The organism is Marinobacter sp. MBR-99, from assembly GCF_040547575.1.
In the GTDB taxonomy this organism is placed as follows: domain Bacteria; phylum Pseudomonadota; class Gammaproteobacteria; order Pseudomonadales; family Oleiphilaceae; genus Marinobacter.
The window spans coordinates 21524-40159 of the sequence record NZ_JBEPPY010000023.1; the positions used below are offsets into that span (position 1 = coordinate 21524).

Annotated in this window: 18 protein-coding genes and 1 tRNA gene; 2 read left to right on the forward strand and 17 right to left on the reverse strand. The window is 56.9% G+C overall.

Going from position 1 to position 18636, the window contains the following annotated elements:
* Nucleotides 1-2 precede the first annotated feature (2 nt).
* The 3 genes from ABIE59_RS17020 to ABIE59_RS17030 all read right to left on the reverse strand — a co-directional run bounded on the left by ABIE59_RS17020 (nt 3) and on the right by ABIE59_RS17030 (nt 3878).
* On the reverse strand, nt 3-1346 hold the full coding sequence (locus tag ABIE59_RS17020) for an outer membrane protein transport protein (RefSeq protein ID WP_354448718.1): 1344 nt from the start codon (nt 1344-1346) through the stop codon (nt 3-5).
* Nucleotides 1347-1729: 383 nt separating this feature from the next.
* Nucleotides 1730-2254 (reverse strand): PEP-CTERM sorting domain-containing protein, encoded by a 525-nt coding sequence (locus ABIE59_RS17025; protein WP_354448720.1) that lies wholly within the window; start codon nt 2252-2254, stop codon nt 1730-1732.
* Nucleotides 2255-2477: 223 nt separating this feature from the next.
* Nucleotides 2478-3878, reverse strand: a complete 1401-nt coding sequence (locus ABIE59_RS17030) for a bifunctional helix-turn-helix transcriptional regulator/alpha/beta hydrolase (RefSeq protein ID WP_354448721.1) — start codon at nt 3876-3878, stop codon at nt 2478-2480.
* On the opposite strand from ABIE59_RS17030, the gene ABIE59_RS17035 reads away from it, so the two are divergent.
* Entirely contained in the window at nt 3873-4064 is a 192-nt protein-coding gene (locus ABIE59_RS17035) for a hypothetical protein (protein ID WP_354448723.1), read from the forward strand. The two genes, ABIE59_RS17030 and ABIE59_RS17035, sit on opposite strands and share 6 nt — an antisense overlap.
* A 195-nt stretch (nt 4065-4259) precedes the next feature.
* On the forward strand, nt 4260-5921 hold the full coding sequence (locus ABIE59_RS17040; RefSeq protein ID WP_354448725.1) for a hypothetical protein: 1662 nt from the start codon (nt 4260-4262) through the stop codon (nt 5919-5921).
* A gap of 20 nt (nt 5922-5941) precedes the next feature.
* On the opposite strand, the gene ABIE59_RS17045 is transcribed toward ABIE59_RS17040, so the two are convergent.
* The 14 genes from ABIE59_RS17045 to rpoD all read right to left on the reverse strand — a co-directional run bounded on the left by ABIE59_RS17045 (nt 5942) and on the right by rpoD (nt 18601).
* Nucleotides 5942-7396: a hypothetical protein gene (locus ABIE59_RS17045; RefSeq protein WP_354448727.1), complete on the reverse strand. Its 1455-nt coding sequence runs from the start codon at nt 7394-7396 to the stop codon at nt 5942-5944.
* 957 nt (nt 7397-8353) lie between these two features.
* The gene (locus tag ABIE59_RS17050; RefSeq protein ID WP_354448729.1) at nt 8354-8743 is read right to left on the reverse strand and encodes a hypothetical protein; all 390 of its coding nucleotides are present in this window, start codon (nt 8741-8743) and stop codon (nt 8354-8356) included.
* Between the two features lie 138 nt (nt 8744-8881).
* Nucleotides 8882-9877: a hypothetical protein gene (locus ABIE59_RS17055; RefSeq protein WP_354448731.1), complete on the reverse strand. Its 996-nt coding sequence runs from the start codon at nt 9875-9877 to the stop codon at nt 8882-8884.
* A 4-nt stretch (nt 9878-9881) separates the two neighbouring features.
* Nucleotides 9882-10052, reverse strand: coding sequence for a hypothetical protein (locus ABIE59_RS17060; protein WP_354448733.1), 171 nt, complete (start codon nt 10050-10052; stop codon nt 9882-9884).
* Nucleotides 10053-10055: 3 nt separating this feature from the next.
* Entirely contained in the window at nt 10056-10751 is a 696-nt protein-coding gene (locus ABIE59_RS17065) for a hypothetical protein (protein WP_354448735.1), read from the reverse strand.
* Nucleotides 10744-12291, reverse strand: coding sequence for a YfjI family protein (locus ABIE59_RS17070; protein WP_354448737.1), 1548 nt, complete (start codon nt 12289-12291; stop codon nt 10744-10746). Before ABIE59_RS17070 ends, ABIE59_RS17065 begins: the two co-directional genes overlap by 8 nt.
* On the reverse strand, nt 12291-13283 hold the full coding sequence (locus ABIE59_RS17075; protein ID WP_354448739.1) for a toprim domain-containing protein: 993 nt from the start codon (nt 13281-13283) through the stop codon (nt 12291-12293). The genes ABIE59_RS17070 and ABIE59_RS17075 overlap by 1 nt, the downstream gene beginning before the upstream one ends.
* On the reverse strand, nt 13280-13507 hold the full coding sequence (locus ABIE59_RS17080; RefSeq protein ID WP_354448741.1) for a helix-turn-helix transcriptional regulator: 228 nt from the start codon (nt 13505-13507) through the stop codon (nt 13280-13282). Before ABIE59_RS17080 ends, ABIE59_RS17075 begins: the two co-directional genes overlap by 4 nt.
* Before the next feature lie 144 nt (nt 13508-13651).
* Complete coding sequence (locus ABIE59_RS17085) at nt 13652-14521, reverse strand: hypothetical protein (RefSeq protein ID WP_354448743.1); 870 nt, start codon at nt 14519-14521, stop codon at nt 13652-13654.
* Nucleotides 14522-14618: 97 nt separating this feature from the next.
* On the reverse strand, nt 14619-14870 hold the full coding sequence (locus ABIE59_RS17090) for a hypothetical protein (RefSeq protein ID WP_354448744.1): 252 nt from the start codon (nt 14868-14870) through the stop codon (nt 14619-14621).
* 5 nt (nt 14871-14875) lie between these two features.
* Nucleotides 14876-15112 (reverse strand): hypothetical protein, encoded by a 237-nt coding sequence (locus ABIE59_RS17095; RefSeq protein WP_354448746.1) that lies wholly within the window; start codon nt 15110-15112, stop codon nt 14876-14878.
* Nucleotides 15113-15122: 10 nt separating this feature from the next.
* Nucleotides 15123-16370 carry a tyrosine-type recombinase/integrase gene (locus ABIE59_RS17100; protein WP_354448748.1) on the reverse strand — a complete coding sequence of 416 codons (1248 nt, stop codon included), beginning with the start codon at nt 16368-16370 and terminating at the stop codon, nt 15123-15125.
* 246 nt (nt 16371-16616) lie between these two features.
* Nucleotides 16617-16693: transfer RNA gene (locus tag ABIE59_RS17105), tRNA-Ile, on the reverse strand.
* 60 nt (nt 16694-16753) lie between these two features.
* Nucleotides 16754-18601, reverse strand: coding sequence for an RNA polymerase sigma factor RpoD (gene rpoD / locus ABIE59_RS17110; RefSeq protein WP_354448750.1), 1848 nt, complete (start codon nt 18599-18601; stop codon nt 16754-16756).
* Nucleotides 18602-18636 lie beyond the last annotated feature (35 nt).

The following is an 18636-nucleotide window of genomic DNA, read 5'->3' on the forward strand; positions in this document are numbered from 1 at the left end:
CATCAGAACTTGAAGGTCACAGAGCCGGCGACAACGTGTACGTCGCCATCGGTTTCGACGGTTTCATCGGCGGTTTGGCTACCGAATGGCGTTACCTGGAAGTCCCGTTTCTGCAGTTGCTGGTACTGATAGCCAAGGTCAAACCGGATGGGGTAGGCAAGCAAACGTGTGCGTTCATATTCAGCGCTTACACCAAGGCCGATCACGATCTTGTCGTTGTCGAAATAGTTAATCTCAGGATTCTGGGTCGTTTTGAGCGGTGATTCTTCGTAAGCAATGCCGGCGGTGATGGCAAATGTGTTTGTCAGCTGGTACTCGCCGCCAAGTCTTGGCACAACAATGTCGTCGAACCCGATTCTCAAACCGTTACCTACACCGCTTTGGTTCCTGATGGTGTCGTTGGCAAAGACGTCTTCAAGTTCAGACCACTTCTGATGTTCTATGCTGCCCCCAACGCGCCAACCGTCGCCCCTGTAGTGTAGCCCCAGAGCGAAAATCTCCGGCTGGAATGAATCGATGGTTGTGATTGCCAGTGGTAATCCGGGTTCCGGTATAACCTGAGGGACCACCACATTGGCATCGATCGTGGTTTTGGAATTGGAGCTGGCCCGGTAGGCTATCGCGGTCTCAAAGCCGCTGATAAAGCACTCCTTGTCCGGGCAGAATGTCTCTCCAAGATCGGCATTGATACTGGCAATGCCCTTGATGGATGGCTTGGCGTTGGCACTGAATCTCTCCTGGCTGGTGTCGCCGGCCAGAGTGGAGCGAGTGTCAAGACTTGTCTCCGCCTGCAGGGTGATGCGCGCCGCCACGCCCACATCAATGCCTCGCCAGAGCTTGGTTGCACCACCGATGTTCAGGAATAGGGGTTCCCGGCCGTATTGCAGGAACTGGCCGTCTTCCGAAGTTTCGGATTCAAAGCTCAATAGTTCTTTGCCATATTTTTCAACGCCAGCGACAAACCCAAGGTAGAGAGGGTATCCGGAACGGGTCAGCGAGCCCAGGTTGGTTTTCATGCCAATCAAAACATGCTGGCTTGGCGAGTCTGACACAACATCGCCACTCCGGTTGGGCCCACTGGCTCGCAATTCCTGCTCAGCATGTAGCAAACCGACGGTCAGCTCGCCTCGGGGGTCTTTAGCTAAATAAGCCGGGTTGTAGTAGGTGGCGGAGACTTGAGTATTGAACATAGACAACGCCTGAGCAGAGGCCACGTCGCTCGGCATTACACCATAGCTGGTGCCGAGGTTTCCCATACTGGCAAAAACGGGCATTGACAGGGTAAGGCTGATCGCCGAAATAGAAGTACAGAGAACTTTCTTGCCTGGAAAGTGAAAGTCGTGCATTTGAACACTCCGTTATTATCGTCTTTTGTTGGTTGCCGGACCTGTGTCCGGTTTATTTTTGTAACGATACGTTAATGCTTTTTCGGGGTGAGGGGCTTGGCTTTGAAGACAAATATCATGTGCTAATGGGCCAACAATGTTTTAACCCTGCGAAACAAATAATAGTTTTTTGAAAGGATCGACAGGGCGAAACTCTACGTGCATTTAGTTTTGTGATGCTGTTCGCAGTTTTGCTTTGTTGGGTGAGCCAGTCAAGATGCGGGATGCAAAGTGTAAAAAAACGGGCGGTGCTGTCTCGCCGGGTGAGGAGTGTGATGTCACGCCCAAAAAACAAAACTCCCCAAAAAGGGGAGTTTTGTAGGGTAGCTAACTGACGTTATCAGTTAAGCATTGCGCTGCAGCTTCCGGCGAACTGTCAGCAGCCCCAGGATACCGAGACCAAGAAGACCCAGTGTGCCCGGCTCAGGTACTGTAACGGTGTTGCCGTTAAACTCGGTCAAGTGGCTGAGCTCAAGGTCTTCCAGTTTGTTGAAGCCGAAGTAGCTCAGCAGGTCGAACACGCCCCAATCCATGCTTTGCTCGTTTTTGAACAGAACGTGTTTCCGGGCGTCTTTCACCAGAAAGTAAGACGGCATAGTCATCAGCTGGAACGCAATGACGCCGGCATCTTCTTCCGTCACGATAAAGCTGGCAGGTTCGGTTTTACCAGCAAAGGTAAGCTGAGTGCCGACAATGCCTGATGCCCACTCAGTTTCTGACACTGCTCCTGAGTTAAGACCAATTGCTTCAGCGAGAAAGGTATCCTCACCACCCACGTCAATACCACCGGCGATGGTGTAGGCAAAGGCGCTGCCGCTGACACTGAAGGCCAGTAACGCACCGAATAACATAGTTTTGATTTTCATCATGACACACTCCTTGAGATCAACACCTGTCGGTGACCAACGGCACCCTGTATCGGTTTTGCCACTACTCGTTCCCTCAGGCTCTGTAGTGTCGAGTTTCCATACGGATGACAAAGTAGATAAAGCAAGCGGCGGGCCACAATTTCAGGCTATTGATCAGTATGAGATTTTCGTCTCGTTTAATATCGGAGTGTAAAGTTATCTGACATCGGGGATAAAAAGGTGATTAACTGAGCTGCCTGGGTTCCTCAAGGAGCCGGGTGCCGGAAGTGTCTGCCATGGCAGACAGGGTTTGGTACACCTGTGTGGTCCTGGACACCGCCAGGGTTAAGCCTTCTCCGTCAATCAGCTCGATAGGAAGGTCCGGGTTGATGTCGTGAAAAACCCTAAGGTGAGACACCGGGGTGCTGGCATTACTGCTGCCGTGAATCAGTTTCAGGGGCAGGTCGCAGGTTTGCAGCAGGTGGCTCCAATCCTGAATCATGATTCTCAGATCCTCCAGGTACCCGGCCCCGAGTTGATTCACATAGAAGCCATACGCTGCGATCACCCCCTGTTTAAGGGAACTTCGGCTGATGACATGCTCATCCGGCTCAACGCCTTCAAAAATCACTTTGGGCCACTGTTCCGGCCCGAGTTTTCTCATCCTTAGAATCAGCAGCCGAATCATCAGCCGTGCCAGCCACGGAGCGTGGCGGGCGGCCTGAATGAAGATGGCTTGATGAGCCGGCATGGCGTTGATCTGCTCCAGTTCCTTGAAGGGGGGAGCTGCGGATACGGAAACAATGCCATTGATCCGGACGTGCTCACATTTCGTCAGAGCCAGCGCGGGTATCAGAGCGACTTCGTGGCAGAGCACAGTCACCTGCGTGATCGATAACGATTCAAGCACCGCCAGGATATCGTGGCATTGGCTTTCCAGAGGGTCTTCGGATTTGTCTGACGGCTCTGTGCGGCCATAGCCGGCTCGCTCAACGGCAATCACATCCAGTCCATGCTCAACGGCCAGTCGCCGTTCCTCTGGAAAATCCCCGGCACCGAAAGAGGGGCCGTGCAGGAAAAGAACGGGGCGCCCGCTTGGCTTGCCAAATCGTCGCCAGCCGATCCGCCGTTGGTCTCGAGCTACCTCATGGATGCTCATGGGGTAGTCGTCGTAGTGAGCGGACAGCAGATCCCCCTTTGTCGTCGCGGTATGCATTGCGGTCGCCGCAGAGGCAGCCATGGTGGCCGCCTGCACCTGGCTTTTGGCGCCGAGTTTCTGCAACAGGCTCTTGATCTGTTGCCGCACGGTGGCCACGGAACTGCCTCGCTCCCTGGCGATCTCTTCTGACGAGCAGCCTCGGGACAGGAGCGCGAGAATATGGCGCTCACTAACAGATAGGCCGAAGACGTTCGCAAACGCCAGGTCGATGGATTCCGGCCAGTGTTGTTGCAAGGCATTCAGCACGAAGGTTTTCAGCTTCTGCTGGTACATACCCACGAGAATCAAAGGCAGGGCATGCTCATCGCTGTCTTTTCGATAGGCCTTAAGCAACGTGGGCCCTTGAACGGTGGCAAGGCGCTCCTTGAACTGATGGAACGCCTCCGGGCTGATACCAAGAGCGACCAGGCCATCACCGGATTGCATATCAAACAGCTGGGCCGCGCCCACGTTGAGCGCGACCACCTGGCCAGACTCATTGAGGGCCAGGGCGGGCGCTGTGTGGTCATGCCTCGCAGCGGGCAGGTGATTGCAGATTACGCAGAAATTTTCCGACACCGGGGTGGCAGCTACCACCACGCGGTGCTGACGCCCCCATGCCCGGATGAGTGAGTTTCGCCGGGCCGTTGAGCCGCTGGCGGCGGATCTTTCTGCTAAACCCACACTCAGGGTAGCGGATGTGCGCGCCGGTTCGCCCGATACCTGAACTTCAGGGCAAGCATGGATTCACAAGAACCGGTGCAGATGCCATGGCGCCTCTACCGTGTGGTTGCCCGCAAAGGGTTGTCGAACCAGAGGGAGCACTGAATGCCGTCCAGACCCGATTGGAACATGCAGCCGCCGGTTACTCGCTACCCTGGTGGCGCCGATACTACCCGCCAGCCGGGCTTCTGCGTGAATATCCGGCCACCTTCTAGGGAGGCTGAACCGCTGTCGCCGACCTTCGCTACCTTGCTTGAACGCGCATTTCCGGAACCGGCCTTTGGTAACTTACCGAAACCGCCGGCTCACCCGGTTGGCCCCGAGCCCTGGCTGGAATGGCTCGGGTATTGGTACCATCGGATGATTCGGTACGCCGGTTTGCCGGTATTCGAAATGCCCAAAGCACTGTCATCGCCGGATAAACCCCAGTATTACCGAATGTATTGCCCGGCCTACGAGGGTACCGAGAACGTCAGCTTGTCACTTTTGAAGTGGCTGTTGACGGTTTCAATGGCGCCGCAAACCGACATCCTTGTTCGTGAGGCAATGAACAGCCTTGAGGCACTGATGAAATCGCTGGCGGCCGGTGCTCCAACCTCCGCCAATACCCTGCGCTTCCTGTTCGCGGCGTTCGAGGCACGGCTGCCCGTCGTCAGCCTGGGCCACCACATGTTCCAGATCGGCATCGGGGCATCCGGCATTTGGCTGGACAGTTCGTTTACCTCTGGAACGTCGGTTATGTCGGCCAATCTGGTGCGGAATAAAGCGGCCACCAGCGACTTTCTGGCCAAAGCGGGTATTCCGGTTCCCCGGCAGGCACTGATCACGGAGGAGGCCCAGCTGAAGCCAGCTGCCGGGGCTCTGGGGTTTCCATTGGTGTGCAAGCCGGCGGATCTGGACGGTGGCCAGGGCGTTCATCTGCATTTGAAAGACCTGCCTTCGCTGGCGAAGGCTTTCCGGCAGTGCCGGGAGCTGAGCAAGCAGGTGCTGGTTCAGCCCCAGGTGCAGGGCCGGGATTACCGTTTAACGGTGCATGCGGGGGAGTGTGTCTGGGCGATCGAACGGGTTCCGGCTCGAGTGATTGGTAATGGCAAGGACACCGTGGCGGCCCTGATCGACCATGAAAACGCCCGGCCAGAGCGCTCAGGCACCGGTCACAGCCCGCTCAAACCACTGCCAGGTGTGGACTCCGCCAAAGACCTGTTGAAGGCTCAAAACCTTAAGCCCACCAGCGTGCCTGAAAAAGGGCAGATCGTTGTCCTGTCGCATTTACCGAATGTCGCTGCCGGTGGCCAGCCCGTACCCATATTCTCCGAAGTGCACCCGGACAATGCCGAGTTGGCCGCTACAGTGGCGCGCCTGTGCCGGCTGGACCTGGCTGGCATCGATCTGATTATGCCGGACATTCGTCGGCCCTGGCGTGATACCGGCGCCTGGGTGATCGAAGTGAACGCGCAGCCGGATATTGGCCAGACCACCGCTGCCCACCTGTACGGCGAATTGCTCGAAAGGATGCTGCCGGAAACGCCGGTTGAGATTCGCTACGTTGAGGGCCGGGAGAATGATGTCTGGGGCCCGGGGGACAGGGTGAGTTGTCAGGGGCGTTTGTGGAATGGACTAAGCTGGCAGCCATTGCCGGAGAAACAGGCAGAGCGGGTTGCCTGGGCACGGCAGTGCCTTTTGGATGACCAATGCCAGGGTATCTGGCTGGATAAAGAGAGTTGGACGTGGTTCAGGCAGGCCGCCACGGATCTTGCGATCCGGTGACGGCTTTAGAAAAGCTAATGTCAGACCGGGTTGAAGTACTCTGCGCCACCGAGACCGGGCAATGGAATAAACTTGGTTGGGCCATTATCGCCATCGCGACAGGCCGCATCGTGGCTGTTGGAGGATATGGCCGTCGCTGGGTCGCGGTCGGTTTGAGTATTGGTCTCATCCACATACACGCGAGTCGTTTCCTGCGAATTGCCGTCCAAAAGGAAACTGACGCCAGCTACCAGGGGTGCGCTGGGTGTAGAGGAATAGCCAATCGTGGCATTGGTTGGGCAATCCAGCCGCGATTGGTCTGATCTGCCTCGCAAGAAGCTCGCTTCGTCTCCAACAAACTCGAAGTCCGCAGTCATGAACTTATCATTGCCACCGTTCGACAGGGTTTCGATAAAGAGCGTTTCGGCATCCTCACCACTACCGAATACGATAGAGCTAGTTTCGGCATTTTCATCACCGCGGTAGGGTGATTCGACATACAACTTGTAGATATCATCTGGCGTGTTGTTGCCCAACTCAGTCGGGGCCACAAAAACAGACGCAAAGTTGTTGAACTTAACCTGCGATGCCGTGCCACCATTGGGTGTGGTGGTGATGCTCAGGTTCGGCGCATCAAAGGCGTACATGCCTTTGAAGTCGTTATCGGCTAAACGCTGTTTGAAAAATCGGCTTCGATTTGGATTGGCGTACTCAAAACTATTCAGGGCATTTTGCTGTGCTTGGGAAAACTCGCCAAAGACGTGAGTGTCGGTAAAACCAAACGCTAAATTGTAGTTTTTGTTGTTAAGGGTGATATCGACCGGCGTGCTTTCTTCACGACCGCCGTTGCCGAAACTGAAAAAGAAATTATCCATGATAATCTGGCTTCTGCCGTTGTCACCACTGCTTTCACCAACCCATTCTCTAATGAGGCTGACTTCACCATTAATCGTTGCGACGACGGTGCTTGAATCGGCCGGGTCGACGAGCTCACAATCATTGAACAGTAGAAGGGCACTTTCTCTGAAGAGTGCTGCGGTACTGGTGCTGTTCGGGTATGCCCCAAGTTCTGCTTCGTTATTCGCAACAGCTTTGAACGCCACGTAAAAGGAATTGTCGGGTATGTCCACGGCTGGGTTAGAGGGTGTTGCTACGTCGCCAAAGTTGCTCGCGCCACATCTAAAGTTGGTGAAGTCATCTTTATTTATCCAAAACGAAAGCCTTCCTGTACTCGACGTAGAGGTACCCTCAATGAACTGCTGGCGTAAGAGGTTATACAATTCGGCCGGGAACGCCTGCTCTGGCAGCCCTTTCATCTCATCCAGCGCCGCCGCCGGATCCTGGCTAAACGCAAACGCGGCCGGGAAAGTTGGCTCATCCGGCGTCGTATCCTCTTCCACCTGCTGATTTCCAGACGAGCTGGAACCACCACAACCCACCAGCGCCAGTGAGGTGGTTAAAACCGCTAAACCCAGGAGATTCTTCTTTGTATTCATGGTCGACATCCATTCTGATCACGGGATTAAGTACCCGAACAGAGTAGGAGAGCGACACAATCGGAGCATCTACCATCTGGTATAAAAGTTGAGTTCTTCAGGGAAAAAAGTTGTAAAAGTATGTAAAACGCGGAAGTTTGGCAGCCAAAGTGGGCGACGAACGTTAAGCGAATGGGGATCTGGTGTGAACTTGAGGGAGTGGTGGGCCCACCTTCCCCCGAAGTCGGGGTGTAACCATCTGATAATTATGCGAGTGGTTGTCTTTGGTGTTCGGAAATACCCCCATAAGTACCCCCAAAAAGAACCGGCTACCCCCGGCAGTCTCTGGAACTCATACGGGCAAAATCCAGCGCCGTACCCCCTTGAAAAAGTTTCCTTATTTCTCCCGCGTAAAAATGTGATTGAGGGCGCGGTGTCCGGGCCGTGGGTCTGTGGCGATTTTACCCGCCCCGGTGCCTGGCTTCAGAATATCCGTATCCGCAAGGGGATGCGGATTTTGCGGATTTGCGGAAAACTCCCGTGGGCCCAGTGTTTCTGGGGGGTCGCTGGCTTTGTCCGTTTGCGGATTTTTGCGGAGAGTTGCGGAAAAAATCCCAGGCCCGCAGTTGTCCGCAGTTTTCCGCAAACCTTCCGCAAGCTCTCCGGCCCGTGATTGTGGGCTTTCCGCAGTTTCCGCAGTTTCCGCAAGGGGTTGGCTTTCAGTTCAGTTAAAACCGCCAGCGGCGGTAATTCCCTCAGCCTGAGTAAAAGGTTTTACCCCAGTGGGGGAGAACTACGAAACTTTCGTCGTGGGTTTTACGGGCCCATCGTAAAAGGTAATGGTTCGCCACCTTCACCAGTTCACAAGGCAGGAAGGGCAAGGCGCTGCGGTCAGTGGTGGTGGTGCCATAGGGCCCCGAAAATTTGCCAAACTTTGCGCTTCTGCGCCCCCGTAGCGCTTGGAATCTCTCAGAAGCTTCACCGAGTTGCCGCGCCTAGCTCCTGCTCCATCTCCTGCCGCTCGTACCACTGCGCGTTTGCCTTGCAGCCGTTCAGCATGTGCGTGATCCGTTGAACGCTCACGCCCAGCACCCAGGCAATCCGGCGCTCTGACAATCCCTGCTGAATTAGAAACCGTGCCTTGGCTCTCTGTGCCAGGTGGGGGCGTTCAATTGAAGGCGGGTGTATCGTTTGGCTGCCATACACTGCAACCAATCTCAGGAGGTTTTCATAACCAATGTCTTGAGCGATCGGGTGCTGTTCGTCTGGGTTGTCGGGTATGTAAAGGGTTTGGCCTCCCCATATCTGGCAAATTTGAATCATTACTTCAACGCCCACTTCTTGCGCCATCTCTTCAATCAATGTCACCGGTCAGCCTCCTGTTCATTATTGCCTGAACTTTGCCAGGTCTGGTTATCGTGCCGCGGTGGGTGGTGGTTGTGAAGGGTAGAGGGGGAAGGTAGTCCGGCCCGTTGCCGTCCTTGGCTGTGGGCTGGCAGGGTGCGGTTACTGTTTCGTGATCTTGTCTAGCAGTTGCTGTGCCTGTATGCGGTCGCTAGAACTGTCTGGTTTGATTGTTCTCTGTGTTATGCCGCTGATACCCTCGGGGATGATCTGAACCTGTGCCGAGGGTGAAAGGAACTCAAGGCCGTCACCACTGTTTAGTGAGAGCGCGTTACAGCTGGCCATCTTTCCCAGTGATTCCGCCAGCTGATCCACCAGCGAGTTCAAGCGTCCCAATTCGGCGTGGTACTCAGCCCGTGCGTAAAAGCTCAGTAGCAACTTATACCCTGCCGTGACAATGCTTAAATCAGTCTCCAGGGTGTCCAGGCGGCGTTGGTAGCCCCGCTGTTTGGCCTGGCCTATATCAGCGGCCTCCTGTACGTCCGCCAGTTCCTTACGCGCCTTTGTAAGTCTGCTGTTCAGTTTCTTCAGTTCTGATTCAGGCTTGATCCCAATATCAATATCAGCGGCCAACAAGTCGCGCTCCACCAACAGTGAATCAATCTCTGTGGCCATAGCATCAGTATCAGGCGCCGGGGCTTGGGTGGCTGCCTGCTCTGCCGATTGTTGCAGCTGTTCTATTTTCACGCTCACGGCCATAACTTCAGCGTGTGCCGCCTTCAGATCGGACAGGCTGGGTACTGGTGGGTTTCTTTCAAGATCGTTCTTTTCCGCTTCCAGCCTGGCCAGCTCGTCATGCATCGGCTCATAGGCATTCAGGGCGGCTCGCAATTCCTCCCGGGCCTGACTCAAATCTGTTTCATACTTTTCTTTTTGATCTTTGTCGGCGGCGCTCAGGGTTGCGCCCCTGGCTGCCTTGGTTGGCCGGTGGGTAATGTTTTCCAGCTGTCTCTGAACGGCGTCTACTTTCCATTGCCACCGGTCAGCCTCAGTCTTGAGGGCGTCCAGTTCTGGCCACTTGTTTTCAATGATCTCTTCTATTTCAGATATCCGGGCGCTGCGTGCGTTCACTGATTCGATTGTAACGGGTGCGGTCATTGTCTTATTCCTGTGTTTGGGTTGGTGTTACCTGAACCACGGCGCGGTGGTAGTTCAGATTGGTGGCGTACCTGTGGGCTCTTGCTTCCAATGTCTCTGCGTCATTTCCTTTCAGAGTGGCAATGGTGCGGCCCTTGTAAGTGATCGTTGCGCAATAGGTAGGCTTGTTACTCATTGGTCAATGCTCCGGCTGTGTGGTGCTGTTGAGGGCTTCAAGGTAAGCCCGGCGAAGTGTGGCCCCGGTGGGGCAGTATCGGGCGCGGGGTGCATAACAGTCAGGGCAGGGCTTCATAACGTGGTCAATAAGCCCATCATGTGCGGCCCGCCATGCCTGTTCATGCTCTATGCCTTGCCGCGCCTTCTGGCGGTTTCTGGTGGCGCTTTGGCGCTCCATCTGGTTCAGGTGGTGGTCTATGTCGTACAGGGGTTTTCCGTGGCTCTCCATTAGCCTGAAGTAGTCCGCCAGCCTGGCCCGCTCATAACCGGGGCAGTTCTCGGCTATGGCCTGCATATCGTCATCAGAAAGAAGGGCCCGCAACATATGGAAGTCAGCCTTCAGGGTGCGGGCAATCTCCAGCAGTACGGCGTCAGGGTTCTGCCTTTCCTTCCCCGCAAGGGGCTGCGGATTTTGCGGATTTGCGGAAAACTCCCGGCAGCCCTTTGTTTTCGGGGGTTCGCTGGTTTTTGGCGTTTGCGGATTTTTGCGGAGAGTTGCGGAAAAAATCCCGGGCCCGCAGTTATCCGCAGTTTTCCGCAAACCTTCCGCAAGCTCTCCGCCCCGTGGTTGTGGGCTTTCCGCAGTTTCCGCAGAATCCGCAAGGGGTGGCGTTTGCCCTTTCTGCCGTTGCCGTATCGCTCCCATCAGATCAAACATTGTTCTTGCCCTCCCTCAGCTTCCAGGCGCGGGGCTTGTTGTTGGGGCCAGTTACAGAAACGAAGGCGTGGCCATAGTCCACCAACAGGGCCAGCAGCTCCCGTGCTTTGGTGGCTTTTCGGTAGGCAGCCGGTAGTTTCTTGAAGCCATCGGCGCTCAGCTCTCCCCCGTTCTGCCTGATCCAGTCCGCCAGCTCTCGGGCTTCATGTTCGGTTGTGCTGTATGCCGCTTCCTGCGTTCGCTGGATCATGGTTAGCAGGTAGTACTGCATCAGCTCGGCAGCCCGGTTTATATGCTCCGGTGTTGGTGCTGATCGGGTTTCAACATAGGACAGAACGGCAGCGATCCGGGCGGCGTTATCGGCAGCTTTGGCGGCAAACTCCCTGATAATGGACAGCTCCCCATGGGGTGAGAGTTGCTCCTCTATCGCATCATGCACGGTTACCCAGGCATCAAAGGCGGCCCCGGTGATGGGTAAAGTTTCTGGCTCCAGCTCCCCGGCTTCATCGGTGGGTAAGGGCTGGCGGATAAGCTCCCCCAGGGCGTCCCAGAAACGGGTAATAGCAGGATCACTGGCGGCGCTTTCATCGTTGGCGCGTCCCGATAAGAAACGGCTTCCTACCAATGACAGGTCACTGCATACCAGGAAGCGGGCAAGAAAGCCTTGCCCCATCATTAGGCGGTCTGACAATACCTTGTCAGCGATAACCGGCTGAATCATCAGGTGGGCAGCCAGGCGGCGGCCTGCCAGTACGCCAGACTCCCCGGCCCCTGCTCTGGTTCGGGTGATGGGCTTCCCGTCCCATAGTTGGGAGAGCATGGTAATGATCCGGCCCTTTGCCTCGTCTGCCATGCCATGCCCGCTGAAGAATGCCCCGCCTTCATCCGAGAACAGGCCAGCCGTAGCCAGGGCATCAAGAAAGTGTTTGTAAATGCCCTCTGCCGTGGGTTCTTCCATCAGGATATGGGGGCGGGGCGGTGGTGTTGGTCTGATCTTTTCCAGCTCTGCCAAGTCTGCCGATAGGGACTGTTGCTCATCGTGGGTCAGTGGGCGGGGTTTCTTGCCGCTCCCCTTGTAGCTTCCCACAATGCTTTTGTAGCGCATTTCATGGGCTTCCAGATCGGCCCGGTACTCAGCCATCAGGGCGTCATACTCAGCCCGGCGCTCTGCCTGATATTCATAGATGGGCTTCATAGCCTGGCTATCGAGAGAACTTTTACGCTCCCCGCTGGCGGCTATGGTCAGGCAGTACAGGGTTGTGGGGCTGGTGCCTACGTTGCCCTTCTTCACGTTGGCGTGGCCCTGTACCGCCAGCGAAGTAACCGCCAGCACAGATTGCGCGGCCATCCCCAGCGGGGTTTGGACGTAATAGGCCAGGGCTTTTGCTGCGTTGCCCAGCAGCTCCCCCAGGGCGTCCACCGGGTAGGGTGGCGGCGGCGTTCTACCCGCCAGCGGTATAGGGGCTGTATCAATACCGGGGAGCGGTGCGCTTAGGTTGGTTCTGGGGTCTGTTGCAGTAATGGGCGGCTGTTTGGTCATTACCACCCCCCTTGCCAGTTGTGCAGGTCATTGAAGTCTGACAGGTGCAGTGGTGCGGCTGGCGGCCATTCCGGCAGGGCGAACCGTGCCCCGGCGGCCAGTGCGGCGGCCCTTGCGGCTGCGGCTCCCGGGTTGCCCGGTGTCTGCCGGTCATCATCCCCGCAAACAATCAGGTCAGCGTCAGGCCAGCGGTTACGGGCTCCGGTAGTAACGGCCTGAAGGTTGCCGCAATCCACAGCAGCCAGTACCAGGGCGGCGGGGTCTATCTCTGCCAGGGTGCAGCCGGTGGCCCAGCCTTCACAGATCAATACGCGGGCGGGGTAGTCGGGGCCATCCACGATAATGAAATTACCGGCCTTCTTGCCGCCAGCCATCAGCCGTTTACCACCGGCCTCGTCTATCGTTTGCAGGCTCCATGCTTTGCCGGTGAAGTCCGCCAGCAGTAACACAAGCTCACGGCCATACTGGCGGGCCCTGTGTGGCTGTATGCCTTTACGTTGCAAATAGGGGTGGTTCGGGTCGGCCTTTGTGCAGGAATGCCAACGGCGAACGGCTGCGGCGGCTCTGGCTTCCCATTGCCGGGCCTGTTCTTCCTCCCTGGCCTTGCGGGCTTCAGCCATCCGGCGTTTCAGCTCCTGCTGTTCGGCAAGGCTGAACTTGTTTGAAGTGCCCGACACCCAGGCAACCCATTTAGTTTCAGCTCCGGTGCTCCAGTCCCCAGCAAGAACAACAACGGGCAGGCCCCGGTCATGGTAGGCAATTAGCCAGCCGTTTTTGCTGCGGGGTTTGCTGGCGGTGCCAAACCGTACCGGCTTGCCTTCAGCATCGGCCAGTCGGGACAGCAGGGCGTCAGGGTTGGCCGGTTCTATGCCTGATTCCAGTAGGGCGGTTCGGATTGAATCCAGGCGCTCGGCATAGCCGCCAGCAGCGGAATTGCTATACTGGTTTCGGGTCTGGTGCCTTGCCCCTTCGGGGGCGGGTGCCGTTTTCATGCCTGGCCCCCTTCCATGCGTTCAGCGATCCAGTTACGAATTACCGATTCAGGCCAGGCCACGGCGCGGGCCCCGATTTTAACGGGCTTGGGGAATGTGCCAGCGGCCATGCCTTCATAGATTGCGCTGCGGCTGCGGCCTGTAATTTCTTCCACTTCCTTACGGCGCAACATGCGGTCAATGTGCTGGCGGGTGGTGGTTACGGTTTGCGGTTGTGCGGTCATTTCGGATTACCCCTTAGTTCCGGTTAGGTTCGGGGTAATCCTCTGATTGCTGGCATTGCTGAAACAGGTGAAAGGGGTAGAGGGGTTTTGCTTCAAGGTTGGCGGCAAGTCAGTGACACCAACGGGTTTAAGGGTGTATGGGTTTTACTTTCTTCCTCCTTTCCTGGCCCAGTCTGGGGTAATCATTGTGGCCCCTGCGTCTGCTAGTTTGCCGCTCATGCCTTGTCGTTCCAGCCACGCTACAACCTGGCCCCGGTCTGGTCTGGTGCTTCGATCCCTTGGGGTGGCGTTCGTCCAAAACAAACGCCAGGCGTCCAGCAACAAGCGTATATCCTCCGGGGTATTGTCAGGGAAGGCGGGCATGGGTTCGCCAGCTTGTTCAGCGGTGTTGCCGGGTAGCAGGGCCTCTAAATGCTCGGCAGTAATGCCTAACAGCGTGTCATCAGGCAGGGCGGCAAGCGGAAGCCGGATAAACCACATCGGTTCCTCTGTGGGTTCTGCGGCGTAAATCCAGCGGCTTAGCATTTGGGGTTCGTCTGCTTTTGCGGCGGCTATGAGTTGCGCGGGGGCGAAGTCGTCCCCCTTCAGCGATAACCGCCACCAAAACCGGAAGAGGGCGCGGTTTGTGACCATGTAAGGCAGTTTCAGTTGCCCGCTTTCGACTATTACGCGCTCTCCGGGTTGCCAGGTCAGGAAGGGCGGCCCGTTGTCGTTCAGGGGGCATACCCGCAATTTACAGCCCCGGTATTTTTCATCATCGTAAAATTCAACGCGGGCGCCAGCTGGTGCAAGCTCTGGGGCTGTGTTCGATAGGGTGTCGTTGAAGTGCACAACAAGCTCGCCAGTTTCGCCGGGGGTATTGGCAAACGCTTGAAGGGTGAGCGCAACGGCGCCCTCTTCCGCCATTTGTAGCAGGTTCGCAACGGATACCGGGCGGCGGCCCTTTGTGCCTTCGGTCAGATAGTCGGCGGCTTCTGGCAGGGTATACCAGGATTTCCGGATTAGCGGTTTCATTGCGCCCCCTTCAGCGCCCCTATTTGGGAAGGCCACGCCAGGCGGGTAGGGTGCCCGCTTTTCTCCTGGCCGGGATAGGCGCGGCCTTAACTGGTGATTACGCGGCGGCTGTAATGGCTGCGTAATGCTGGCGGATTGAAGCGGCGGCGGCTTCCGGGGTGCTGGCGATATGCTCCCCGGCTACCGGGAAAGCTCCGCCCCCATCGGTAACGGCTGCATACTGTCCGCCAGCCCGGCGAACCACGGTAAAGCATGGGCCCGGCTGATCCGCCAGCGCGGCCCAGGCATCAGGGGCGGTCACTGTCCGGCGCTCTCCGGTGGTGAAGCTTTCGACTGTGTAACGCTGCATTGTGGTCATTGCTGGCGGGCCTCTGTCAGTGCTTTCAGGGTGGCGGTGGTCTCTGTGATCCCGTCCTGAAGGTCTGCCATATTGATCTGGGCTTGCCAGACCAAGGCGGCGATCTTGTCGGCTGTTATGCCGTCTATGCCTTCATCGCGGGCGGTTTCCAGGTATAACGACAAGGCGCTAAGAATGGCGCTTGTTCGGGTGTGTGCGCTGTCAATCATGTCGATGCCGGTGGTGTCTAGCATGGCGGTTCTCCTATGCGTTGTTGTTGCTGGCGGCTTGGTGGATCGGTGTCACGTTGTTGTCTGGCTTCTTCAGGTTGTCCAGGTAATCGGCCCATTGCTGCATCATGGCCTGGCGTTCAGGCAACCAGGTTGTCCGGTTGTAGGCTCTGCCGTGTACGTCCCTTACCCGGTGGGCCATCTGCATTTCTATGATTTCCGTTCGGAAGCCCAGGCGCTCGGTTAGTACCGTTTTCGCCATGGCCCGGAAGCCGTGGGCAGACATGATGCCCTGAAGCTCCAGCCGGTTAAGGGCCCCTGTAATGGCGTTCTCACTCATGGGGCGGCCCTTGCCCGCTCCGCTCGGGAATACCCATTCACGCTTGCCGTTAAGCTCTTGCAGCTCCCTCAGCAGGGTGATTGCCTGGCGGGCCAGTGGAACAACCAAGGGCTCCCCGTTTTTCGTGGTGTCTGTTGTCCAGGTGGCGGCGTCCCAGTCGATTTCATCCCATCGCATCTGGCGAAGGTTGCCGGGCCTCAGAAACAGATAAGGCGATAACTTCAGGGCCAGGCATACCGTAGGGCTCCCCCAGTAGGTATCAATCTTTTTAAGCATGTCCGCGATTTCGTCAGGGGTGGTCACTGCGGCGTGGTGCTTTACGTTTGGCGCGGGAAGAATGCCCCGAAGGTCTGCGGTAACGTCTCGGGTTGCCCGGCCTGTACTCACGGCGTAACGGAATACTTGGCCTATCAGGGTTTTCAGCCGGTGGGCGTTGTCTACGTGGCCCTTGCCTTCAATATCCCGAAGTATCGCCAGAACGTCCGGCGGTTCAATCTCAGCCATGGGGCGGCGGCCTAGTTTGGGGTAGGCGTACATTTCAAGGCGGCGTTTGTTTTTGGGGTAGGTGGTGGCCCCTACGTTTTTCTTGTGTACGTGCTCCAGCCATTCCAGGGCAATGCCCTTGAAGGTGGTAACGGTTGCCTCTACCCGTTCGGTCTTCTCTCGCTGGCGGTGGGTAACTGGGTCTATGTTGTCCGCCAGTAGGCGCTTTGCCTCGTCTCGTTTGGCGCGGGCTTCCTTCAGGGAAACGTCAGGATATACCCCCAGGGCTAACAGCTTTTCTTTTCCGCCATAGCGGTACTTCAGCCGCCAGTATCGGCCCGCCTTCTGAATGTCCAGATACAGCCCGGCACCGTCCGCCAGCTTTGTGCGCTTGCCGTATTTGCTGAATGTGGCGTGCTTTACAGCCGTTTCCGTCAGCTTGTTGGCCGCTCTGGTCATGGGTTTGGCCTCCATATTGGGGGTATTTTTCGGGTAAAAATCCGGGGCCCGGCCCAGATACCCCCAACGATACCCCCACCTATCGGCGGTTTCTAGCGGTATTCCGTGGAACAATTCAGAACAAAGGGCGGGGCCTTGTGGCTGGTCTTTCAGGTTGAAAGCCAGTAACGGCGGGGCTTTGCGGGGTGTTTTGTGTTCCGGTGAAGTCCGGTAAAAGCGGGGTAAAGATTACAGAAATTTAAGAAATGGTGGGCCCACCTGGACTCGAACCAGGGACCAAAGGATTATGAGTCCTCTGCTCTAACCAACTGAGCTATAGGCCCTAAAGGGAAAGCGGGCGCCATTATACCCGCGAGGGGTGGCGCCCGCTACTGTCTTGCGGATTAACCGTTGCCCTGGTCGTCAATAAAGCCGCGCAGGTGATCGGAGCGGGAAGGGTGGCGCAGTTTGCGCAGGGCCTTGGCTTCGATCTGACGGATACGCTCCCGGGTTACGTCGAACTGTTTGCCGACTTCTTCCAGGGTGTGGTCGGTGTTCATTTCAATACCGAAACGCATGCGCAGTACTTTCGATTCGCGAGCGGTCAGCCCAGCCAACACGGAGCGGGTTGCCTCGCGCAGGCCTTCGGCAGTGGCGGAATCCACCGGCGACAGGGCCTGGATGTCCTCGATGAAATCGCCCAGATGGCTGTCTTCATCATCGCCGATCGGGGTTTCCATGGAGATCGGCTCTTTGGCGATCTTCAGTACCTTGCGGATCTTGTCTTCCGGCATGTCCATGCGCTCGCCCAGTTCTTCAGGTGTGGGCTCGCGGCCCATTTCCTGCAGCATCTGGCGGGAGATACGGTTGAGCTTGTTGATGGTCTCAATCATATGCACCGGAATCCGGATGGTGCGGGCCTGGTCCGCGATGGAGCGGGTGATGGCCTGACGGATCCACCAGGTGGCATAGGTTGAGAACTTGTAGCCACGACGGTATTCGAACTTGTCGACGGCTTTCATCAGGCCGATGTTGCCTTCCTGAATCAGGTCCAGGAACTGCAGGCCACGGTTGGTGTATTTCTTGGCGATGGAAATCACCAGTCGCAGGTTGGCCTCGACCATTTCTTTCTTGGCGCGGCGGGCCTTGGCTTCGCCGATGGACACCCGACGGTTGATTTCCTTGATGTCGACTACGTCCAGGTCCACTTCGGTCTGTACGTTCTGGATGCGCTTCTGCAGGCGCACGATCTCGTCGATGCGCTCACCAATGGCGGCGGCGTATGGCTTCTTGGTGGCCGCGATTTCTTTCGCCCATTCCAGGTCGGTCTCGTTGCCCGGGAACCATTTGATGAAATCTTTGCGGGGCATTTTGCAGTCGCGTACGCAGATCTGCATGATGGCCCGTTCGTTCTCCCGCACCAGATCGTTGGTGGAGCGAACCACGTTCACCAGCTCGTCGAACGCCTTGTTGCCCAGCTTGAACGGGGCAAATACCTGGCCCAATTCGTTCAGGGCTTCCTGGGTTTTCTTGTGGCTGCGGCCGTGCTTGGCCAGCGCCTTGTCGGCGGCATCCAGTTTTTCTTTCAGCAACTCAAAACGCAGGCGGGTTTCTTCCGGGTCCGGACCGTTATCGGTTTCTTCCTCGGTTGAAGTGTCGTCATCATCATCGCTGCTGTCGCTGTCGTCAGCAGAGGTGTCTTCACTGGTGTCTTCGCCCATGAATGGTTCGGCGTCGTCCGGGTCCAGGAAGCCGGTAACGATGTCGCTGATGCGGCCTTCGTTCTCGATGATGCGTTCGTAAGCCTGAATCACGGTGCCGGCAGTGCCGGGGAAGTGGGCTACGGCGGCCATGACGTCGCGAATGCCTTCCTCAATGCGCTTGGCGATCACAATCTCGCCTTCACGGGTCAGCAGTTCAACGGTGCCCATTTCGCGCATGTACATGCGGACCGGGTCGGTGGTGCGGCCGGCATCGGTTTCCACGGCGGCGAGAGCGGCGGCGGCTTCAGCGGCGGCGGCTTCGTCGGCGGTGGAGTCGCCTTCGGTCATCAACAGGGTGTCGGCGTCGGGTGTTTCTTCACACACCTGGATACCCATGTCGTTGATCATCCGGATAATGTCTTCAACCTGATCCGGATCTGCGATATCTTCCGGTAGGTGGTCGTTTACCTCGGCGTAAGTCAGGTAACCTTGTTCCTTGCCTCGTGCGATGAGGTCTTTCAAACGTGATTTCTGCGAATTGCCTGACATAGACACCCTGTGAACTCGCTTTTAAAGAGGAAAAA

Coding starts and splice junctions, on each gene's coding strand:
- ABIE59_RS17020 (WP_354448718.1), bottom strand. CDS start 1,346: ATGCACGACTTTCACTTTCCAGGCAAGAAAGTTCTCTGTACTTCTATT.
- ABIE59_RS17025 (WP_354448720.1), bottom strand. CDS start 2,254: ATGATGAAAATCAAAACTATGTTATTCGGTGCGTTACTGGCCTTCAGT.
- ABIE59_RS17030 (WP_354448721.1), bottom strand. CDS start 3,878: ATGCAATCCGGTGATGGCCTGGTCGCTCTTGGTATCAGCCCGGAGGCG.
- ABIE59_RS17040 (WP_354448725.1), top strand. CDS start 4,260: ATGCCGTCCAGACCCGATTGGAACATGCAGCCGCCGGTTACTCGCTAC.
- ABIE59_RS17045 (WP_354448727.1), bottom strand. CDS start 7,396: ATGAATACAAAGAAGAATCTCCTGGGTTTAGCGGTTTTAACCACCTCA.
- ABIE59_RS17055 (WP_354448731.1), bottom strand. CDS start 9,877: ATGACCGCACCCGTTACAATCGAATCAGTGAACGCACGCAGCGCCCGG.
- ABIE59_RS17060 (WP_354448733.1), bottom strand. CDS start 10,052: ATGAGTAACAAGCCTACCTATTGCGCAACGATCACTTACAAGGGCCGC.
- ABIE59_RS17065 (WP_354448735.1), bottom strand. CDS start 10,751: ATGTTTGATCTGATGGGAGCGATACGGCAACGGCAGAAAGGGCAAACG.
- ABIE59_RS17070 (WP_354448737.1), bottom strand. CDS start 12,291: ATGACCAAACAGCCGCCCATTACTGCAACAGACCCCAGAACCAACCTA.
- ABIE59_RS17075 (WP_354448739.1), bottom strand. CDS start 13,283: ATGAAAACGGCACCCGCCCCCGAAGGGGCAAGGCACCAGACCCGAAAC.
- ABIE59_RS17080 (WP_354448741.1), bottom strand. CDS start 13,507: ATGACCGCACAACCGCAAACCGTAACCACCACCCGCCAGCACATTGAC.
- ABIE59_RS17085 (WP_354448743.1), bottom strand. CDS start 14,521: ATGAAACCGCTAATCCGGAAATCCTGGTATACCCTGCCAGAAGCCGCC.
- ABIE59_RS17090 (WP_354448744.1), bottom strand. CDS start 14,870: ATGCAGCGTTACACAGTCGAAAGCTTCACCACCGGAGAGCGCCGGACA.
- ABIE59_RS17095 (WP_354448746.1), bottom strand. CDS start 15,112: ATGCTAGACACCACCGGCATCGACATGATTGACAGCGCACACACCCGA.
- ABIE59_RS17100 (WP_354448748.1), bottom strand. CDS start 16,370: ATGACCAGAGCGGCCAACAAGCTGACGGAAACGGCTGTAAAGCACGCC.
- rpoD (WP_354448750.1), bottom strand. CDS start 18,601: ATGTCAGGCAATTCGCAGAAATCACGTTTGAAAGACCTCATCGCACGA.